The following is a 19,677-nucleotide window of genomic DNA, read 5'->3' on the forward strand; positions in this document are numbered from 1 at the left end:
TTGGCCAGCCGCTCCAGATTGGGCTATGCTCAGCCTGCGTCGAGGCAAGTATGAGACGTCAGGAGCTAGCGTGGGACACCACCGACAGACGGGGCAGCATCCATGATGACGTTACCGCGACTGGCGGCTGAGACCCTGGAGAAGATGCTGGGCTCGTTCATGCGCCGCCGGTTCGACGAGTCCTATGCCAGGGTGCTGGAAGGATCGACGCGCACGGCGCTGGAATGCATCGGCAACAGCGATGCGCTCTACCACAACATCGAGCATACGATGCTGGTGACGCTGGCGGCCCAGGCGATCCTGATGGGACGCAATCTCCACACTCACCTTGCCGCGGAAGACTACCTCCACATCCTCATCGCCTGCCTTGCGCACGATATCGGTTACGTGCGCGGCCTGTTCGAGGAGGACGACGAAGACGGTTTCCTGGTCGACGAGGCCGGCACCAAAGTGTCACTGCCGCGTGGCGCATCCGATGCCAGTCTGATGATGTATCATGTTGACAGGTCGAAGCTTTTCGTGCGGCGCCGGCTGCCGCCCATCCGTGGCGTCGACTCTGAGCGTGTCGCTCGCGCGATCGAGGGCACGCGCTTCCCGGCCCGCCAGGGCCAGGAATATGACGACGAGGCCTCGATCCTGCGCGCCGCCGATTTCATCGGCCAGCTCGGCGATCCCAACTATCTGCGCAAGGCCAATGCGCTTTATTACGAGTTCGAGGAGGTCGGCATCAATCGCCAGCTCGGCTACGACTCGCCCGCCGACATCGTCAACCGCTATCCACAATTCTACTGGAACAGCGTTGCACCGCACATCCAGACAGAGATCGGCTATCTCAACAAGACCGAGATCGGCCGGCAGTGGATCGCCAACCTCTACAGCAACGTTTTCCGCGCCGAACGCGACATCTCGCTGTCAGGGCCGCAGAAGTAACGCTCTTGTAGCCCGGATGGAGCGAAGCGAAATCCGGGGTGGCTGTTTCCGCTTGGATGGATTCCCGGATTGCGCTGCGCTCCATCCGGGCTACGGTCTTCCAATTGCGTGAGCCAACCATGCTGCAAAAAACCATCACCACGGACGTCCTCGACATCGCCTACCGCGAATACGGCGAGCCGGATGGCTGGCCCTGCATCATGGGCCACGGCTTTCCCTACGACGTGAACGCCTATGCCGAGACCGCGCCTCTCATCGCACAAGGCGGTGCGCGGGTGCTGGTGCCATGGCTGCGCGGCTATGGGCCGACGCGGTTTCGCTCCCCTGCGACGTTGCGCTCCGGCGAGCAGGCCGCGCTCGGCGCCGATCTCCTGGCCTTCATGGATGCGCTTGGTATCGCGCGCGCCGTCGTCGGCGGCTATGACTGGGGCGGCCGCGCGGCCTGCGTGGTCTCGGTGCTTCATCCCGAGCGGGTGGTCGGGCTCGTCTCCGGCAATTCCTACAATATCCAGAACATCGCGCGTGCGATGGAGCCGGCGTCACCTCCGCAGGAGGCGGCGCTCTGGTATCAATACCTCTTCCACAACGAGCGCGGCCGCCGTGCGCTGGAGCTCAACCGCCGCGGCTTTGCCCGTCAGCTCTGGGCGATGTGGTCGCCGAAATGGACTTTCGACGATGCGACATTCGAAAAAAGCGCGTCCTCGTTCGACAATCCTGATTTCGTCGACGTCGTGATCCACTCCTATCGCCATCGCTTCGCGCTGGCCGAAGGCGATCCCGCCTACGCCGCTATGGAGGCCAAGCTCGCCGCGCAGCCGCCGGTCCGCGTGCCGACGATTGCGATCGACGGCGACAGCGACGGCGTCATTCCAGGCACCGCCCATCACGCGAGCAAGTTCGAGGGCTTTTACGAGCGGCGCGTGTTCGCCGGCGCCGGCCATAATCTGCCGCAGGAGCGGCCGGCCGAATGGGCGCAGGCGGTGCTCGACCTGCAAAAAGCGGCTGAATCCAGCTTCTCACCATGAAGATATGAGGCCTGCCTCCGATTTTTCGGAGGTCCCGGGAACCTTTTCCAGTCGCAGCCGTCCAAGCTGTGGGGCCGCTTCCGTGCGCGGCCCGTTGCAGGGGAGGTTTTCGATGAAGTCGCAAGCGCGCAGGCTGGAACGTGTCGCGGTCGCACAGGTGCCGAGCGAGCGGCCTGACAGGGCGGAGGTCGAGCAAGCGATCCGCACCATGATCCGCTGGGCCGGCGACGATCCCGCGCGCCATGGCTTGCGCGACACGCCGGATCGCGTCGCGCGCGCCTTTGAGGAGTACTTCTCCGGCTATGCGCAGGATCCGACCGAAATCCTGCAAAAGACCTTTGAAGAGATCGAAGGCTATGACGAGATGATCGTCCTGCGCGGCGTTCGCTTCGAAAGCCATTGCGAGCACCACATGGCGCCGATCGTGGGGCGCGCCTGGGTCGCCTATATCCCGCAGGGACGCGTGGTCGGCATTTCCAAGCTTGCGCGTGTCGTCGACATCTATGCCAAGCGCCTCCAGATCCAGGAGAAGATGACCGCACAGATCGCCAACACCATCAACGATGTGCTCAAGCCCGAAGGTGTCGGCGTCATCATCAAGGCGACGCATCACTGCATGACCACGCGCGGCGCCCACAAGCCCGGGACCGATCTCGTCACCAGCCGCATGTTGGGTGTGTTCCGCGACAACGCGCTGACGCGCCAGGAATTGCTGGGGTTGGCCAATTCGGACGAGTGATCCGCAAGGAGACGACGCCAGGGAGACAACCATGACCGAGGACAAGAAGCCAAGCGGCCCGGACCTGACCAAAGGTGTTGCGCTCTCCGAACTCAAGGACGGCAAACTGCTCGGTCATGTCGGGGAGGAGGACGTTCTGCTGGTGCAGGCCGGCAGCGAGATCTTCGCGATCGAGCCGCTTTGCAGCCATTACCACGGTCCGCTCGCCGAGGGCCTCGTGGTCGGCGACACCATCCGTTGCCCCTGGCACCACGCCTGCTTCGCCTTGCGGTCAGGCGAGGCAACGCGTCCGCCGGCGCTGAATGCGCTGGCGGTGTGGGACGTCACGCGCGATCACGACAGGATCATCGTTGCGCGCAAGCGCGAGGCGTCAAAGCCGTCGATGGCTCATCGCAGCGCGCCGACGCCCGAAAAGTTCGTCATCGTCGGCGGCGGTGCGGCGGGCTTCGCGGCCGCCGAGATGCTTCGCCGCGAAGGCTTTGCCGGCGCCATCACCATGCTCAGCAATGACGGTGCGATGCCGGTCGACCGGCCCAACCTCTCCAAGGATTATCTCGCCGGCAACGCGCCGGAGGACTGGCTGCCGCTGCGCGGCGAGGACTATTATCAGGATGCCGGCATCGACCTCCGGCTCAACACCGCGGTCGCGGCGATCGATCCGAAGACACGGAGCGTCGCCCTGGGTAACGGCGACAAGCTGCCGTTCGACCGGCTCCTGCTGGCGACCGGCGCGGAGCCGATAAGACTCCAGATTCCCGGTGCCGACCAGCCGCATGTCCACACCTTGCGTTCGGTCGCGGACAGCCGCGCCATCATCAAGGCCGCTGGCAGCGCCAGGCGCGCATTGGTGATCGGCGCCAGCTTCATCGGGCTTGAGGTCGCGGCCTCCTTGCGGGCGCGCAAGCTGGAGGTGCACGTGGTCGCGCCGGAAGAGCGGCCGATGCAGAAGGTGCTCGGGTCTGAGATGGGCGATTTCGTTCGCGCACTGCACGAAGAAAATGGCGTCATCTTCCATCTGAAGGACACCGTGGAGAGGCTCGAAGGCTCGCGTGCGACGCTGAAGGGCAGCGGCGTGATCGAGGCCGACCTCGTCGTGGTCGGCATCGGCGTCAGGCCGCGCCTCGCTCTGGCCGAGCAGGCGGGGCTTGCCGCCGATCGCGGCGTCAGCGTCAGCGAATATCTGGAAACCAGCGTGGCCGGCATCTTCGCGGCGGGCGACATCGCGCGCTGGCCCGATCCGCATTCGCGGCAAACCATCCGCGTCGAGCATTGGGTGGTCGCGGAGCGCCAGGGCCAGACCGCGGCGCGCAACATGCTCGGCAAGCGTGAGCGCTTCGATGCCGTGCCGTTCTTCTGGAGCCAGCATTACGACGTCCCGATCAACTATGTCGGTCACGCCGAGAGTTTCGACGACATCGCCGTCGACGGCAGCATCAAGGACAGGGACTGCCTGCTGAAGTACCGCAAGGGCGGCCGGGTGCTGGCGGTCGCCTCGATCTATCGCGATCTCGATAATCTCAGGGCCGAGCTCGAGATGGAGCGGTCGCGCGCTTGATCTGCGTCAACGCGGGCGGCCGCCGGGCTGCTGTGGTGGCTGGGGTCCCGGCGCCGCACTATCCTGAGGTATGCTCCGGGGCACCACATGCAGGAGGTGCATCATGACATCTGCTTCGGATACCTCTCCCCATCTCGGCCTCGGCTCCGGCATCGCAGCGTTGCATGCCAAATGGGGCTGGATCGTTGCCCTCGGCGTCGTCTACCTCATCGCCGGCTTCGTCGCGCTCGGCAGCGTGGTGATGGCGACAGTCGCGAGTGTGATCGTGGTCGGCGCGATGATGATCGTCGCCGGCGCCGCCGAGATCATCGGCGCCTTCCAGATGAAGAGCTGGGGCAAGTTCATGATCTGGGTGCTGCTTGGCGCGCTCTATGTCATCGCCGGCATTCTCACCTTCGACAATCCGCTGCTCGCGGCAGTCTTGCTGACGCTGTTCCTCGGCGTATCGCTGATCGCCTCCGGCGCCGTCAGGCTGTTTCTCGCTTTCAGCATGAAGCGCGAGAGCCCGTGGGTGTGGGTGGCGCTGTCGGGTGCCATCACGCTGCTGCTCGGTCTCTTGATCGTCGCGCGCTGGCCGATCAACAGCGTCTACATCCTCGGCCTCTTCCTCGGCATCGACCTGATCATGGCAGGCGCGGGCTGGATCAGCCTCGGCCTCGCCTTGAAGCGGCGCGGCTAGCTGGAGTGCTCCGCCGAGATCAGTTGATCCGGTTCCGACGCACGACATTTTGTCGGCGCATTCCGTCATCATCTGTACAAGATTCGCGACTAGTCTCTGCCTCGACGATTGGTTCGCCGGATGTACGCGGATCGGATCGCAAGCCTCGGCCTTCGCGCCGAGGCTTTTCGTTCTGAAGCACGCGCCGGCCGCCTGACGCCGGCGCGGATTGGAAATCACCGAACGATGCTCGCGGCAATTCTGGTCTATTCAGCATTGCGGCAGCCGCTGCGGCGGCCAGCCACAGCAGCGCACCGGCGGGCAGATCGATGACGTAGTGGCCACCAATCGGCAGAGTCGAGATCAAGACCGGGACGTTCAGGGCGACCAAGGTCCAGAACAACCATCGCGTTCCGGTGGCGGCGAAGACTGTCATGAGGGCGAGACAGCAGTGGAACGAGGGGAAGGTCACGACTCCGTGCAGATTCGCAAACGAGACGACCGGCAATGCCGCGTTCCGGAAATAATCAAGCTTTGAGAGGTGATAGAGTCCCGCACCCATGGGCAGACGCTCGTGGATCCCGGCAGCGTAGTCGTAATGGGCAAACGCTCCTATTGCGGGCCAGAACACCGAGAACGTCGTCGATGCCACGATGGTAAAGCTGCAGACGAAGACGAGCTCCCAGAGTTTGTCGAAGCGGCGGAGCAGACTAAGCAGAACCACGAGGCCGAACAGTTGAACGAAGGAACTCGCGTAAGCCAGCTTGAGAATCTCGGAGCAGACCGGATGATCGGCGAACCACGCGATCATCGAAGGCGTGTCGAACCCCAGGTATTGATCGGCCCGCGTCAAAGTGTCATCGATGAACGTTGCGTTGTGCCTGAGGCCTACAAGGCTGATGATACCGGCCATTCCAATAGAGACGAAGAGGACGGCAACCGCCCCGCAAAGATTGGATAGCACCGGGGCCGGACGCCACTTGTCATAAACAAGATTGGTCGTAACGAGGAACAGCAATGTGATAGCTGCAATCTCGACGCTGCCGCCATCGATCGCGACGGTGAGCGTGGACATCAGAGATGCTGCGAAAGCGGTTGCAAGGTTGGCAATCAGCCAGCACCAACGCTGCTTCAGCGCGTGTGATGCGCGGCTCCCGGGCCGTTCGATCGCGGCTTTGCCCGTAGCGCCTCCCAGAGTTCCGATCGAGCCCGCGGACGTCGTCCATCGCGCATCCCACAATTCTCCGGGCATTCCAGCATTCCTGCATTCCCACGCCCAACACAGGCGTCATTCCATGTTTCAACCTTAGCGAGCACACGTCCCGATTGCGATATAGATCAGGCTCAATCAAGTCGTTTGGTGAACAAATTATTTCTGGATGTTTCGACGATGCGTCGCCAAGGCGGCCGGCTGCGACGACGTCGCTGAACCGGCCCATGCGCTGTCCGAAGCTAGTTCGGATCCCGAGCCACGAGAGGAGTTGAGGCTTTATCCGAAATCAGGGCGTCGCCGCGTTCGAATATTTGTCGGTCATCCGGCGGGCGTTAGCCGCGCTTTCGTCGCGCATCGCGATGCCGCAACGCATCGACGACCACCTTGAAAGCCGCCGAGCTCTGCCGCGAGTTTGGATAGTAGATGTAGTAGCCGGCGAAGGTCGGTGACCAGTCGCCGAGCACGATGACGAACTCGCCGGACCGGATTTGCTGCGTGCTGCAATGTTAAGGCAACAAGGCGATGGACCAACGCAGCGCGATCGAGAGGCTGCTGACGGTGTGAGAGCAGAGCGGGGCTTCGCTTCGCGTCGTCAAGCCGTTGGTGTCGCGGCTCAAGCCGCCGTGCTTTGCGGACGGCGGCCGTGCTGTCATCCCGCCTTGGCGATGCGGCTGTCGGCCCGCAGGTTCTGGAAGAACTTTTCTACCTCGCGTGACAACGTCTCGGCGGTCGCAGTGAGGCTGCTCGCGGCGGTGAGCACGGAGGCTGCGGCCGTGTCGGTCTCGCCGATGGCATCGCGCAGCGAGGTGATGTTCGCCACCAGCGTCTCGTTGCCCTGGGCTGCCGATTGCGCATTGGAGGAGATCTCGCGTGTGGCGGCGTCCTGCTGGCCGACGGCGCCGGCAATGGCCGTGGTGACCTCGTTGATCTCGCGCACCGCGCCGCCGATCTCGCGTACGGCATCGACCGCGTTGCGAGTCGAGGACTGGATCATCGCGACGTTCTCGCTAATGTCGGCGGTCGCCTTGGCGGTCTGTCCCGCCAGCGCCTTCACCTCATGCGCAACGACGGCGAAGCCGCGGCCGGCATCGCCTGCGCGGGCCGCCTCGATGGTGGCGTTGAGCGCAAGCAGATTGGTCTGCTCGGCGATTGTCTGAATGAGGGTCAGCACGCCGTCGATGCGCTGCGTGGCGGCGGCAAGGCTCTCGATCTCGGCGATGGATTTCTCGGTGCGCTGGCCGGTCTGCTCGACCGCGCCCGCGCTCTGCCGCACCTGGCGTCCGATCTCTTCCACCGACGCCGACAGCTCCTCGGCCGCACCCGCCACCGCGGTGACGTTGTGCGAGGCCTGCTTGGTGGCGTTGGCTGCCATGCCGGCGCGGTTGCTGGCATCCGCCGTGACGCGCGTGATGGTCTGCGCGGTCTCGCGCATGACGCCGGCGTTGTCGCTGAGGCCGCGCATGATCGCGCCGATCGCTTCGCGAAACGTCTCGACCGATTGCTCGATGTGGCGCGCGCGTTCTTCGCGTGCGGCCGAATCCTGCGAGACCTGCGCGGCGAGGTTACGGTTGCGCCCCATCGCGTCCTGGAAGATCTGGATGGCGCGGGCCAGCGCTCCGATTTCGTCGGCGCGCTCGATGTGCGGCACCGTGACGTTCTCGGCGCCGTCGGCGACCTGCTTGATGGTCGCCGTGATGGCGGCGAGCGGCCGGGCGATCGAACGGGCGATGATGACGATGCCGATCACGACCAGGGCCAGCGCCACGCCGCCGAGGCAGGTCAGGACGAAGGACAGCGTGCGGTTGGTCTCGGTCTCGCGCGCGATCTGCTTGGCGCGCTCGGCATAGACCTTGGACAACGCCTCGAGATCCTTGTTCAGCGCCGAGCGCACGGCGCGGTTGGCGTCGTTGTCGCCCCATTCACGGCCCGCGGCAGCGTTGATCTCGACGCCGCGGCGCACCAGCTCCTTGCGGAATTCGACGAACTGCTCGATGCGCTTCTTGAAAGTCGCGAACTGCTCGGCGTCGTCGGCCTTGACGATGGTCTCCCAGCCTTTCACGACATCGAGAATCTGGGCGTTGAATTTCAGCAGTCCGTCGCCGAACTTCTTCACGACCTTCGGCTCGGTCGACATATAGACGCCGCGCGATTCCATCACGACCGCGTAGACCAGCGAGTTGACGCGCTCGACATTCAGCGCGGCCGCATTCGCCGTCTCGATCGCGCTGGTCAACTCGGCGCTGCGGCGGCTGTTGTAGTCCGACAGCATCGCAATCGCCGCGGTGAGCAGGGCGAACAGCGCGAAGATCGCGTAGAGCTTGGTGGCGAGCGTGAAACGGCCTGCCAGTCCGGCAGCATTCCCAGGTCGATCGATTTGCATGGTGTTCGGGCCCGATTGGCCAGGAGCGGCCGGTGCGCGCGGTCGTATAAAATTGACGCAAAACTATGCAGAATGAAGATGGACGCAGCGTTAACGCGACCGTTGGCCCCCTTCGTCCTTGGGCAAACGAAAGCTAAGCTATTTCAGCGTCTTGATCCGACGGTATAGTCTCAGCATCGCTTGGACTCGGTCACTGGCCGACAGAACCCGGAGGGGACTTTGGTCTACCGCCACACCATCGACGCCACGAGCTACACGTTCGTCGACCTGCGCGACCTCCTCGCCAAGGCGACGCCGCCGCGCTCCGGCGACCGGCTGGCCGGCATTGCCGCAGGCAGCGCCGAGCAGATGATCGCCGCGCGGATGGCCCTTGCCGATGTCCCCCTCGGTCAATTCCTGAACGAGGCCGTCGTCCCCTACGAGAGCGATGAGGTCACCCGGCTCGTCATCGACAGCCACGACGCCAAGGCCTTTGCGCAGGTCTCCTCGCTGACGGTGGGGGCTTTCCGCGACTGGCTGCTGTCGGACGCCGCCAAGCCTGAGGTCTTGCGCCGACTCGCGCCCGGGATCACGCCGGAGATGGCGGCCGCGGTGTCGAAGCTGATGCGCAATCAGGACCTGATCCTGGCGGCACGGAAATGCGAGGTCGTCACCGCCTTCCGCAACACCATCGGTCTGAAGGGCCGGATGAGCACGCGGCTCCAGCCCAACCATCCCTTCGACGATGCCAGGGGCATCACCGCCTCAATCCTCGATGGCCTGCTGCTCGGAGCGGGCGACGCCTGCATCGGCATCAATCCGGCGAGCGACGACCCCGCGGTGATCGCTCAATTGCTGCGGCTGCTCGACGAGATCATCGCGCGGCTGAAGATCCCGACGCAGGGTTGCGTGCTGACCCATGTCACGACGACGCTGTCGCTGATCGGGCAGGGCGCGCCTGTTGACCTCGTGTTCCAGTCGGTCGCCGGCACCGAAGCCGCCAACCGCAGCTTCGGCATCGACCTTGCGTTGCTGAGGGAGGCGCAGGCGGCGGGACTGTCGCAGAAGCGCGGCAGGGTCGGCGAGAACGTGATGTATTTCGAGACCGGGCAAGGCTCGGCGCTGTCAGCCAATGCCCATCACGGCGTCGACCAGCAGACTTGCGAGGCGCGTGCTTATGCGGTTGCTCGCGCCTTTGCGCCATTGCTGGTCAACAGCGTGGTCGGCTTCATCGGTCCCGAATATCTCTACGACGGCAAGGAGATCATCCGGGCGGGGCTGGAGGATCATTTCTGCGGCAAGCTGCTCGGCCTGCCGCTCGGCATCGACATCTGCTACACCAATCATGCCGAGGCGGACCAGGACGACATGGACAATCTCCTGACGCTGCTCGCCGCCGCCGGCGTCACCTTCATCATGGGGGTGCCGGGGGCCGACGACGTCATGCTGAACTACCAGTCGACGTCGTTTCACGACGCGCTGTATGTCCGCGACGTCTTCGCCCTGCGCCGCGCGCCGGAATTCGACGATTGGCTGGCGCGGTCAGGCATTGTGGACGCCGATTTCCGTCTGGCCGGTGATGCAGGCCTGCTGCCCGATTTTGCTGCGCGGCTGATCGCGTGAACACTGCGGGAGCCGCCGGACCGAAGGAAACCATTGGTCCCTCCCGGAATTATGCTCACGCCACAATATTGAGAAATTCCGGCGACAGCATTACGCTATGCGTCTGGCTGGCAATTTCCGCAACCAGGTCGAGTGTGCGGGGGAGCTTGAATGCGAGCTGAAAGCAACGGTACGTCCCGGCGGATTCTCTGCGTTTTTCCGCGTTACACGTCCTCGTTTGGCACCTTCGAGCATGCCTATCCGCTGACCGACGGTGTCCGCGCCTTCATGCCGCCGCAGGGGCTGCTGCTGCTTGCGGCCTATCTGCCCAGGGAGTGGCAGGTCAAATTCGTCGACGAGAATCTCCGCCGCACCACCAAAGAAGAGTTCGAATGGGCAGAGGCCGTATTCGTCAGCGGCATGCACATCCAGCGCCAGCAGATGAACGATATCTGCCGCCGCGCCCATGAGTTCGATCTCCCGGTCGCGCTCGGCGGCCCCTCGGTCAGCGCCTGTCCGGACTATTATCCCTCATTCGACTATCTCCATGTCGGCGAACTCGGCGACGCCACCGATCAGCTGCTCGAAATCCTGTCGCGCGATACCTCGCGCCCCGCGCAGCAGGTCGTGCTGACCACCAAGGATCGCGTGCCGATGACGGAGTTTCCGATCCCGGCCTACGAGCTCGCCGACGTGAAGCGCTATTTCCTCGGCAGCATCCAATATTCCAGCGGCTGTCCGTATGAGTGCGAGTTCTGCGACATCCCCGGCCTCTACGGCCGCAACCCGCGCATCAAGACGCCGCAGCAGATCATCGCCGAGCTCGACCGCCTGCGCGAATGCGGCATGACCGACACGGTCTATTTCGTCGATGACAATTTCATCGGCAACCGCAAGGCGGCGATGGACCTGTTGCCGCATCTGATCGAATGGCAAAAGAAGACCGGCTATGTGATGCGGCTCGCCTGCGAGGCGACGCTCAACATCGCCAAGCGTCCAGAGATCCTCAAGAAGATGCGCGAGGCCTGTTTCGTCACCATCTTCTGCGGCATCGAGACGCCGGACCCGGATGCGCTCAAAGCCATGCACAAGGACCACAACATGATGGTCCCGATCCTGGAAGGGGTGCGCACCATCAACTCCTACGGCATGGAGGTGGTGTCGGGCATCATCATGGGCCTCGACACCGACAAGCCGAACACCTCCGACGCGCTGCTCGCCTTCGTCGAAGAGTCCAAGATTCCGCTGCTCACCATCAACCTGCTTCAGGCGCTGCCGAAGACGCCGCTATGGGACCGCTTGGCGAAGGAAGGACGCCTGATCGACGATGAGGGGCGCGATTCCAACGTGGATTTCCTGCTGCCCTATGACGAGGTCGTCGCGTCCTGGAAGCACGCCATGAGCGTCGCATACGAGCCCGAGAAGGTGTACGCGCGCTTCCAGTATCAATGCGACGAGGTTTATCCCCACCGCCTCAAGGTGCCGGTGCCGGACGAGATGAAGACCTGGCCGAACATCAAGCGCGGCCTCGTCATGCTGCGCAACATCTTCTGGAAGGTCGGTGTGCTCGGCGATTACAGGCGCGTGTTCTGGAAGTTCGCGCTCGGACGCATCAAGCGCGGTGACATGGAAGGCCTGATCGGCTGCACCATGATCGCACATCATCTGATCACCTTTGCGCGCGCGGCCACCAGTGGCAAGCAGAATGCCTCGAACTATTCGATCCGGCTGCGCGAAGCCTCCGTTCCCGCCGAATGAACGACAAGCCCGTTCCGGCGCGCCCGACCGTCGATCTCAGATCGTTCACGCCTGCGCGCGTTGCGCTCGGGCGAAGCGGGGCGAGCCTGCCGACAAAACCGCTGCTCGATTTCACGCTGGCCCACGCCCGCGCCCGCGATGCCGTGCATGCCGCCTTTGACGCGCCGCGTCTGGCTCTCGCGGTGAGGGCGCTCGGCCCTGCCGCCATCGAGGTCGCGAGCCGGGCCGCCGATCGCAGCGATTATCTGCGCCGGCCGGATCTTGGACGGAAGCTCGATGCCGGCTCCGCTGCGGCGCTGGCGGATGTCGCCACGATACCTTGCCAGCTTGCGATCGTCATCGGCGACGGATTGTCGGCCGCCGCGGTCCATGCCCATGCGATCGCGCTGCTGCAAAGCCTGCTGTTGCGGCTGGGCGAGGGCGAGGCCGTCGCGATCGGCCATGTCGTCGTCGCCTCGGGCGCGCGGGTTGCGCTGGGCGACGAGATCGGGGCCATTCTCGGCGCCCGGATGGTTGTGATGCTGATCGGCGAGCGGCCGGGCCTGTCGGCGCCCGACAGCCTCGGGGCCTATCTGACCTTCGCGCCCAAACCCGGCCTGACCGACGCCGATCGCAACTGCGTCTCGAATGTCCACAAGGCCGGGTTGAGCTATGACGAGGCGGCCCTCAAGATCGCCTGGCTGGTCCGCGAGGGGCTGGCGCGGCAGGTCACGGGCGTGGCGCTCAAGGACGAGAGCGCCGAGCGCACGCCGCGCCGAATCGGCTCGGTTGTGCCGGAATGACGGTCATTCCGGCAAAATCGCCCAATCTTGATCTGTTGGCAGCGCTGTGGTGCGCTTGCGAGAGAGGCGCTTGACCTGCTAAACCGCTGCCGGCGATTTTCCGCGCATTTTCAAAGGGCAAGCCTCCCATTGGTATGGCGTTTTCAAGCCGTTCGCGGGGCGCAATACGCTCACAGCTAGAGCCGATTGAGGAACTGGACAAGGCATGCTCGAAAAGCACCGCGAGAATGAGGTTCATGTCGACAAGGTCGAGCAGGGGCCTGCGTCCTCCATCGCCTTCGGGCTGGAGCGCCTCGGGCTAGTTGCGGTCCGGACGCCGATCGTCTCCTGCATCATCCTGCTCGCGCTGATCGTCGCCGCCGTGTTCGGCATCCAGCGGATCAAGATCGACGATTCGCTGTCGCAGCTGTTCCGCTCCAACACCCAGGAATTCCGCCAATACGAAGAGGTGACGAAGAAGTTCCCGGCCGAGGAGTTCGACGTCCTCGTCGTGGTCGAGGGCAAGACCTTGCTGGCACGGAACAACCTCGAGAAGCTGCGCGACTTCGTCACCGATTTGCAGCTGGTCGAGGGCACCCGCGGCCTAGTCTCGCTGTTCTCGGCGCGCCAGGCGCCCGCGCCAGGCAAGCTGCCGGCGGCGCTGTTCCCGCCCGAACTGCCCGAGGGGGCGGCCTATGACCAGTTCATCGAGACCGTCAAGAATAACGAGATCATCCGCGGCAAACTGTTGTCGGAGGACGGCACGCTCGCGCTGATCGTGCTCTCCCTCGATCCGCAGGTGGTCGCCTCCAGCACGCTCGGCAAGGTCGTCGGCGACATCCGCGCGCTGATGAGGGAGGATCTCGGCGACACCGGGCTCAACGTGCAGCTCTCCGGCGTGCCGGTGATGCAGCTCGAGATTCGCAACGCGGTCGAGCGCGACGGTCTCACCTACAACATCCTCGGCATTCTCGCCGGCTGCATCATCGCCATCATCTTCTTCCGCAAGATCTCGTTCATGGTAGTGGCGGCATTCCCGCCGATGATCGCGATCCTGATCGCACTCGGCGCGCTTGGCTGGGCCAATTTCAATCTCAATATGTTCCTGAACGTGATGACGCCGCTCATCATGGTGATCTCGTTCTCGGACTCGATGCAGCTCACCTTCGCCGCACGCGACCGGCTGATCGCCGGCCAGGACAAGTTCACCGCGTTCAAGAACGCGGTGCTGGTGGTGGGCCCGGCCTGCGTGCTGACGCACGGCACCGCCGGCATTTCCTTCATCGCGCTGCAGTTCTCCGATTCCGACCTGATCCGAAAATTCGGCGAGGCCGGGCTTGCCGCGACCATCATCGCGCTGATCACGGTGCTGTCGCTGGTGCCGGTGTTCGGCGTGCTGTTCGTGCGCAACGAGAAGATCTTCGCGGTCAAGTTCCAGAGCGCCGATGCCGGCGTGCAGGCGCTGCGCAATTTCTGCTACTGGATCGCGGTGCGCATGGTCGGCCGGCCCGGCCTGTTCAGCCTGATCGCGCTGCTGTTCGTGGTCAGCCTCGGCGTCATCTACGCCAATCTTCAGCCGCGCTACCGGCTCGCCGACCAGGTGCCGGACAAGCGCCAGGCGGTTGCCGCCAGCAACCGGCTCGATGCCAAGCTGACCGGCGCCAATCCGGTCAACGTGCTGATCCAGTTCCCCAAGGGGGAATCGCTCTATTCGCCGGAGACGCTGCAAACCATCGCCGACGTGCATGCGACGGTTGAGAAAGCGGCCGGCGTCGGCAATGTCTGGTCGCTGGAGACGCTGCGCCGCTGGCTGGCGGAAAAGGCCGGCAGCAGCGACGTCGCGACGCTCAAGGAATATGTGGGCGTCATCCCCGAGCATCTGGTGCGGCGCTTCATCGACGCCGAGCAGGACGCGGTGGTCGTGGCCGGTCGCGTGCCGGACAAGGATTCCAGCCAGCTCCTGCCCATCGTCGACAAGCTCGATTCCGAGCTCGACGCCGTCCGCAAGAAGCATCCCGGCTACGAGATCGCCGTCACCGGTCTTGCCGCTATCGCCGCGCGCAATTCGGCCGGCATGATCGAGAAGCTCAACCGCGGCCTCACCGTCGAATTCGCGCTGGTCGCGATCTTCATCGGCCTCGCCTTCCGCTCATGGGTGGTGATGTTTGCCTGCATCCTGCCGGGCATCTTCCCGGTGGTGATGTCGGGGACGGTGCTGTGGACGATGGGCGAGGGCCTGCAGTTCGCCAGCGTCGTCGCGCTCACCGTCTCGTTCGGCCTCGGCCTCTCCGCAACCATCCACTTCCTCAATCGACTGCGATTGGAGAGCAAGCCCGGCGTCGGCTCGGCGCTTGCGGTGGAGCGCGCCACCGTGCTGGTCGGTCCGGCGCTGATCCTGACCACGGTGGTGCTGGCCTGCGGCCTCGTCGTCACCGTGTTCTCCGACCTGCCGTCGCTGCGGCTGTTCGGCTGGCTCAGCGCCTTCTCCATGGTGGCGGCGCTGGTCGCCGACCTCTTCATCCTGCGGCCGACGGCGATGTGGCTGATCAACCTGCACACCAGGCTACAGGGCCCCGACAAGCCCGCGATCTGAGCGGGGTCATAAACACCTATCAGTAAAAAAGCCCCCGGCTCGCGAGAGCCGGGGGCTTCTTCTTGAGATGGGGCAGGGCGATCAGCTCTTCGTCATCGTGATGTTGACGCCGCGGATCTCGCCCTTGGACGAGATCTGCACCGTCTGCTTGGCGCCGTTGGTGCGCAGCGACAGGTTGGCGGCAAAACCGTTGGCCTCGACGAACACGTCGATCTGACCGCCGCCGGCGGTGCCCTGCAGATTGCCGAAGATGTTGCGGTTGGACTCGCTCCAATTGCCGGAGATCCGCTCGCCCTGGCTGGTCACGTCGCTGGTCAGGTCGAACTTGTAGCTGTCGGAGGCGCAGTGCAGCGCCTGCTTGAGGTTGAGGCCGGCGCCTGCGACCTTGTAGGCAGCCTTGCAGCGGATGCGCTCGGTCGAGCCGTCGGACAGCGACACCGTGCCGGTGCCGCTCCACGCCCCGTCGAAGCCGGCGAACGGCCCGGACGACTGAGCGTGGCTTGCTGCAACTGAGAAAAGCATCGCCGCACCGATACCGGCTGCCTTGATCGCCAGTTCAAATCGCCCAATGAGTGTCATCATCAATATCCCGTTTTGGAACGACGCCCGGTTCATCACAGGCCGTCTCGCCACATCGAAAGTTTAGTGTTTTGACCCGGTGTCAGGTTCAAGAGGCTGCGCTGGGTTCCAGGCCTGACCGCCCACGGCGTCATGCTCGCTGCCCTGGTGCGCCCCGAATTCTCTCTGTTTCCGTGTGTTTCTGGCTGGAAAGGCCGGCCTGACAGATGCAGCTCTGCAACAGGTATGCAGTAAAACGCCGCGCGCCAGAATTATGACGTAGTATCAATCCCTTACATCTGTCAATGAAGGTTGAGGGAAGCCCTGATTTGGCAGACGCGGCGCCAATTTGGCCGCATTTGCCAGCGCTTGTGGCCTTCTCCGGTACCGCTCTCACCCCGCGGTAACTTGCCATCAGAACAATCTGTTCCCGTCCGCCCTGTGCTGTCCGGGAGTGGTGCGATTCTGCCGTCAGAATGAAGGAATACAATGCGTAAGCTTCTCGTCGCTCTCACCGTGCTGTCGGCCACCCTGTCCACGGCTGCGTTCGCCCAGCAGGGGCGTGGCACGGACGCCGAGCAGAAGGCCTGCACGCGCGATGTGCAGAAGTTCTGCCGTCCGGTCATCGACCAGGGCGATTTCACCATCCTGGCCTGCCTCAAGGAGAACCGGGCCAAGATCTCGCAGGCCTGCGACCAGGTTTTGAAGACCCACAACCAGTAAGCTCGGCCACTGGCCCACCAAGGCGGCCCGGGGGGCCGCCTTTTTCGGGCTGGATCCGCAAAGGGCTGCCAGCGCGAGACAGGATTGGTTTTGCGGCCGTATTCCCCTATATGGGGGCCGCGGCGGCGTCGCCGGCATCAGCCCGCGAGCGCAAAAGCCCTTTCTGTCCAAACGATTGTTGATCAGCCCTCGATGACCTCTGCGAGCGAATTGCGATCCGGCAAGGGTGACCGCGACGAGAATTTTCCCGTCGCGTCCTGGATCATTCATCCGCGTCATCGCCCGCTGATCCTGGCCTATTACAATTTCGTGCGCAGCGCCGACGACATCGCCGACCACGCAAGCCTGCCGGTGGACGAAAAGCTTCGTTATCTCGACCTGCTCGAGGCGGAACTGCTCGGCAAGGGCGACACCCAGGCCGAGGCCGTCGCGCTGCGGCGCGCGCTGGCCGAGCGCGGCATGGCGCCGCGCCACGCGCTCGACGTGCTCATCGCGTTCCGCATGGACGTGACCAAGCTGCGCTACGAGACCTGGGACGAGGTCATCCACTATTGCCGCTATTCGGCGATGCCGGTTGGCCGCTTCATGCTCGACATCCATGGCGAGAGCACCTCGACCTGGGCGGCGTCGGACGCGCTCTGTGCGGGCCTGCAGATCAACAATCACCTCCAGGATTGCGGCAAGGATTTTCGCGAGCTCAACCGCGTCTATCTGCCGCGCGATGCGCTGGCAGCACACGGCGCCTCGGTCGAGCAGCTCGGCTTGACGCAGTCTCCGCCGGCGATGCTGGCCTGCCTGCAGTCGCTCGCGGCGCGTAACGAAGCGCTGCTCAATGAGGGCAGGTCGCTCAGCGCCGAGATCAGGGACGTGCGCCTCGGCGTCGACGTCGCGGTGATCCAGGCCTATGCCGACCGCATCGTGCGCCTCTTGAAGGTGCGCGATCCCTTGCGCGAGCGCGTGCATCTGAACAAGTTCGAACTGCTCACCTTCAGCCTTGCCGGCATCGCCGGTGAACTCGGCCGCCGTGCGATCGGCCGCAAGGCCATTACGAATCCGGGGACTGCCCATGACGCTTGAGGCGACCGCGCCCGGCGCCAATTATGGCTCGTCCGCATCGAACAGCTCCTTCTACGCTGCGATGCGTATCCTGCCGCGCGACCAGCGCGAGGCGATGTTCCAGATCTACAGCTTCTGCCGCCAGGTCGACGACATCGCCGATTCCGACGGTCCGCGCGATGCGCGGCTCGCCGCGCTTCAAGAATGGCGCAACGACATCGGCGCGCTCTATGAGGGCCATCCGCCGCCGCGGCTGAAGGACTACGTCGCCTCGGTGAAGACCTTCGGATTGAAGCGCGAGGACTTCATCGCCATCATCGACGGCATGGAGATGGACGTGCCGCAGGATATCCGCGCGCCCGACATGGCGACGCTGGATCTCTATTGCGACCGGGTCGCCAGCGCCGTGGGACGTTTGTCGGTGCGGGTGTTCGGCCTGCCGGAAGAGGACGGCATCCTGCTCGCCCACCATCTCGGCCGCGCGCTTCAGCTCACCAACATCCTGCGCGATATCGACGAGGACGCGGGCCTCGGCCGGCTCTATCTGCCGCGCGAGGCGCTGCTGCATGCCGGCATCACCTCCAACGATCCGAACCGCGTGATCGCCGAGCGCGCGCTGCCGAAAGTGTGCACGCCGCTGACGCAACGCGCGAAGGCGCATTTCGAGAAGGCGGACGAGATCATGAGCCGAAACAAGCGCCGCGCCGTGCGTGCGCCGCGGATCATGTCAAAGTACTACCACGCCATTCTGGACCTCCTGATCGCCCGCGGCTTCAACGCGCCGCGCCAGCCGGTGCGCGTGTCGAAGATCACACGCTTCGCGATCCTGTTCCGCTACGCTTTCATCTGATGCAAAACACAGCTCACATCATCGGTGCTGGAATTTCCGGCCTCTCCGCCGCTGTGCGGCTCGCCAATGCCGGCTTCAAGGTCGCCGTGCACGAGGCGACCCAACAGGCCGGCGGCCGCTGCCGCTCCTATTTCGACGGCGCCACCAATCTCACCATCGACAACGGCAATCATCTGCTGCTGTCCGGCAACAGCCACGCGCGCGCCTATGCGCGCGCGATCGGCACCGAGGCCGGTCTGGTCGGCCCTGACAGCGCGCAGTTTCCCTTCGTCGACATCAAGACCGGGCAGCGCTGGCAGATCGATCTCGGCAATGGTCGGCTGCCGACCTGGGTGTTCGACGAGGGCCGCCGTGTGCCCGACACCACTCTCACCGATTATCTCAAGCTGGCGCCGCTGGTCTGGGCGTCGGAACAGACGCTGGTCGGCAAATCCATTCCGACCGAAGGCATTCTGTATCAGCGCCTGGTGCAGCCGCTGCTGCTCGCCGCGCTCAATGTCGATCCGCCAGAGGGCTCCGCGGGGCTTGCCGGCGCGATCGTGCGCGAGACGCTGCTCGCGGGCGGGCAGGCCTGCCGTCCGCTGATCGCGCGCGACGGCCTCAGCGCCGTGCTGATCGAGCCTGCCGTCAAATTCCTGACCGAGCGCGGCCACACCGTTCAACTCGGCCATGAACTGCGCTCCTTCGTCAGCGCCGACGGCAAGGTCAGCGCGCTGAATTTCGGCGGCGAGGACGTGGTCCAGCTCGCGGCCGGCGACGTCATCGTGATGGCGGTGCCGCCGCGTGCGGCGACGAGCCTGCTGCCCGGTCTGACCGCGCCGACCGAATTCCGCGCCATCGTGAACGCGCATTTCCGCATCACACCGCCGCCGGGATCGGCGCCGATCCTCGGCGTGATCGGCGGCGTCGTGGAGTGGCTGTTCGCGTTCCCGAACCGGCTCTCCGTCACCATCAGCAATGGCGACCGGTTGGTCGACATGCCGCGCGAGGAACTGGCGCAGGCGATCTGGAACGACGTGTGCGAAGCAGGCGGCGTCTCCGGCGAGCTTCCGCCATGGCAGATCGTGCGCGAGCGCCGTGCCACATTTGCGGCAACGCCGGCGCAGAATGCCCTGCGTCCGGGGCCGGTCACCGCGCTGAAAAACCTGTTTCTTGCCGGCGACTGGACTGCTACGGGATTGCCTGCAACGATCGAGGGATCGGTCCGCTCGGGTGATCGCGCCGCCGATCTGGTTCTGGCCGCCAAAAATCCTGACAAGCGGCCCTGACGGCAATGTGCCGCTCATTTTCAATCGAC

17 protein-coding genes are annotated in these 19,677 nt (G+C 64.4%); 13 read left to right on the forward strand and 4 right to left on the reverse strand.

Annotated elements, in window-relative coordinates; all coding sequences use genetic code 11:
• Positions 1-102 precede the first annotated feature (102 nt).
• From XH88_RS21605 to XH88_RS21625, 5 genes are all read left to right on the forward strand, one after another.
• Positions 103-930, forward strand: coding sequence for an HD domain-containing protein (locus XH88_RS21605; RefSeq protein ID WP_271670255.1), 828 nt, complete (start codon positions 103-105; stop codon positions 928-930).
• A 119-nt stretch (positions 931-1,049) separates the two neighbouring features.
• Positions 1,050-1,955, forward strand: coding sequence for an alpha/beta fold hydrolase (locus XH88_RS21610; protein ID WP_271670256.1), 906 nt, complete (start codon positions 1,050-1,052; stop codon positions 1,953-1,955).
• A gap of 112 nt (positions 1,956-2,067) precedes the next feature.
• Positions 2,068-2,694 carry a GTP cyclohydrolase I FolE gene (gene folE, locus XH88_RS21615; RefSeq protein WP_271670257.1) on the forward strand — a complete coding sequence of 209 codons (627 nt, stop codon included), beginning with the start codon at positions 2,068-2,070 and terminating at the stop codon, positions 2,692-2,694.
• Between the two features lie 31 nt (positions 2,695-2,725).
• The gene (locus tag XH88_RS21620) at positions 2,726-4,249 is read left to right on the forward strand and encodes an FAD-dependent oxidoreductase (RefSeq protein ID WP_271670258.1); all 1,524 of its coding nucleotides are present in this window, start codon (positions 2,726-2,728) and stop codon (positions 4,247-4,249) included.
• A gap of 103 nt (positions 4,250-4,352) precedes the next feature.
• Complete coding sequence (locus tag XH88_RS21625) at positions 4,353-4,928, forward strand: HdeD family acid-resistance protein (RefSeq protein WP_271670259.1); 576 nt, start codon at positions 4,353-4,355, stop codon at positions 4,926-4,928.
• Positions 4,929-4,947: 19 nt separating this feature from the next.
• Here XH88_RS21625 and XH88_RS21630 read toward each other — a convergent pair whose 3' ends face one another.
• The 3 genes from XH88_RS21630 to XH88_RS21640 all read right to left on the reverse strand — a co-directional run bounded on the left by XH88_RS21630 (position 4,948) and on the right by XH88_RS21640 (position 8,500).
• Positions 4,948-5,982, reverse strand: a complete 1,035-nt coding sequence (locus XH88_RS21630; protein ID WP_271670260.1) for a phosphatase PAP2 family protein — start codon at positions 5,980-5,982, stop codon at positions 4,948-4,950.
• Between the two features lie 470 nt (positions 5,983-6,452).
• Entirely contained in the window at positions 6,453-6,584 is a 132-nt protein-coding gene (locus XH88_RS21635; RefSeq protein ID WP_271670261.1) for a hypothetical protein, read from the reverse strand.
• Between the two features lie 185 nt (positions 6,585-6,769).
• Positions 6,770-8,500, reverse strand: coding sequence for a methyl-accepting chemotaxis protein (locus tag XH88_RS21640; protein WP_271670262.1), 1,731 nt, complete (start codon positions 8,498-8,500; stop codon positions 6,770-6,772).
• Between the two features lie 219 nt (positions 8,501-8,719).
• Here XH88_RS21640 and XH88_RS21645 point away from each other — a divergent pair, with 219 nt between their 5' ends.
• From XH88_RS21645 to XH88_RS21660, 4 genes are all read left to right on the forward strand, one after another.
• Entirely contained in the window at positions 8,720-10,102 is a 1,383-nt protein-coding gene (locus XH88_RS21645; RefSeq protein WP_271670263.1) for an ethanolamine ammonia-lyase subunit EutB, read from the forward strand.
• A gap of 150 nt (positions 10,103-10,252) precedes the next feature.
• Positions 10,253-11,839, forward strand: coding sequence for a B12-binding domain-containing radical SAM protein (locus XH88_RS21650; protein WP_271670264.1), 1,587 nt, complete (start codon positions 10,253-10,255; stop codon positions 11,837-11,839).
• The gene (eutC, locus tag XH88_RS21655) at positions 11,836-12,621 is read left to right on the forward strand and encodes an ethanolamine ammonia-lyase subunit EutC (RefSeq protein ID WP_271670265.1); all 786 of its coding nucleotides are present in this window, start codon (positions 11,836-11,838) and stop codon (positions 12,619-12,621) included. Before XH88_RS21650 ends, eutC begins: the two co-directional genes overlap by 4 nt.
• A gap of 205 nt (positions 12,622-12,826) precedes the next feature.
• Entirely contained in the window at positions 12,827-15,193 is a 2,367-nt protein-coding gene (locus XH88_RS21660; RefSeq protein ID WP_271670266.1) for an efflux RND transporter permease subunit, read from the forward strand.
• 81 nt (positions 15,194-15,274) lie between these two features.
• Here XH88_RS21660 and XH88_RS21665 read toward each other — a convergent pair whose 3' ends face one another.
• The gene (locus XH88_RS21665; protein ID WP_271670410.1) at positions 15,275-15,772 is read right to left on the reverse strand and encodes a hypothetical protein; all 498 of its coding nucleotides are present in this window, start codon (positions 15,770-15,772) and stop codon (positions 15,275-15,277) included.
• 468 nt (positions 15,773-16,240) lie between these two features.
• On the opposite strand from XH88_RS21665, the gene XH88_RS21670 reads away from it, so the two are divergent.
• The 4 genes from XH88_RS21670 (at position 16,241) to hpnE (ending at position 19,648) form a co-directional block, all read left to right on the forward strand.
• On the forward strand, positions 16,241-16,474 hold the full coding sequence (locus XH88_RS21670; protein ID WP_271670267.1) for a hypothetical protein: 234 nt from the start codon (positions 16,241-16,243) through the stop codon (positions 16,472-16,474).
• 192 nt (positions 16,475-16,666) lie between these two features.
• Entirely contained in the window at positions 16,667-17,551 is an 885-nt protein-coding gene (hpnC, locus tag XH88_RS21675) for a squalene synthase HpnC (protein ID WP_271670268.1), read from the forward strand.
• Entirely contained in the window at positions 17,541-18,380 is an 840-nt protein-coding gene (hpnD, locus tag XH88_RS21680) for a presqualene diphosphate synthase HpnD (RefSeq protein WP_271670269.1), read from the forward strand. The genes hpnC and hpnD overlap by 11 nt, the downstream gene beginning before the upstream one ends.
• Entirely contained in the window at positions 18,380-19,648 is a 1,269-nt protein-coding gene (gene hpnE / locus XH88_RS21685) for a hydroxysqualene dehydroxylase HpnE (RefSeq protein WP_271670270.1), read from the forward strand. The genes hpnD and hpnE overlap by 1 nt, the downstream gene beginning before the upstream one ends.
• Positions 19,649-19,677: the final 29 nt, after the last annotated feature.

Source organism: Bradyrhizobium sp. CCBAU 51627 (genome assembly GCF_028128765.1).
Taxonomy (GTDB): domain Bacteria; phylum Pseudomonadota; class Alphaproteobacteria; order Rhizobiales; family Xanthobacteraceae; genus Bradyrhizobium.